General features: G+C 58.3%; 1 protein-coding gene. It reads right to left on the bottom strand.

Features of this window, described 5'->3' with window-relative positions; all coding sequences use genetic code 11:
* A partial coding sequence (locus tag AB4Z32_RS27425) for a hypothetical protein (RefSeq protein ID WP_442124977.1) occupies positions 1-984 on the bottom strand: 984 nt, incomplete at both ends.

Genomic DNA, 984 nt, shown 5'->3' with positions numbered 1-984 from the left:
AAATCAAGCGCAGTGTTCTCCCAGAACGATGTGACGAAACTATCTGGAATCGCTGCTTTTGCTGGAGTTGTGCTCGTACTTGCGATCCCGGAGGCCGCACCGCCACCACCAACCGCTGACTGTGCTGAAACGGCGTTACTGATGGATGACGCAAAGGCCGTGAGTGCGTCGCGTACAGTGAGCACCGAAGTGTTCACGCCGTTAATCGCGTCAATCTGCGCCTGCGCTCGCTCCAGCTGGCTGTTCAGCGCATCCAGCTCCGCCGTCTGCTGTGTCTCGTACTCAGATTTCCATTGCTGCACCACCGCGAGCGAATGCTCTTCACCAGTGAGTTGACGGCCTGCAGAGTCTTGAATAGCCAGCAGATCATTGCGGGTTTGCGACGTCGCCTTGACCAGATCAAACTGACTGGCGAAGTCCTCCGGATTAACCTGCGTGGCACCCGCAATCGCCTGCCGGATAACATCGATATCGGGAAGGGAGGAGCCATGGGCGATGTCCGCAAGGCGCCGGCGGGCATCAGTCCCAACTTGTGTTTCTTGACCTGGCAGTGCAAAGGTCTGGATAGCATCCTTGGTGAGAGCAATAATGTCCTTGGTGCGCGATATCGACTGCCCCAATCCGTCTATAGCAGTGGACAACGATCCAACTATTCCGCTATAGCGGCTGGCGATCGCTGCTCGTTCTCGATCCACCGCACTACTGAGGGCGCTGAATGCATTCTGAGCCACCGATTTCGCAGCGCTGAACGCATCGGCCAACTGCTGGGCCAATTGCACAGCCTGCTGTGCCTGCTGCGCAGCCAAGTCGTCCGCAGATTTCTTGACCTGATCCAGGTAGTCCGCCACCTGCTTAAACTGCGGCGCAATAGCGAGTAGCCCCTCATAAGCCTTCTGGCCCGCTTCGGTCGCCAGTGCGCCGGAACTCGTCAGGTCCAGCACCGCGTCGCGGAACTGGTCCACCGTCGTCAGACTGGAGTAGCCC

Source organism: Massilia sp. 2TAF26, assembly GCF_052115005.1.
Taxonomy (GTDB): Bacteria; Pseudomonadota; Gammaproteobacteria; order Burkholderiales; family Burkholderiaceae_D; genus Telluria.
Note: the sequence above shows the minus strand (reverse complement) of the source record. Positions and strands in the feature narration are given on the sequence as shown.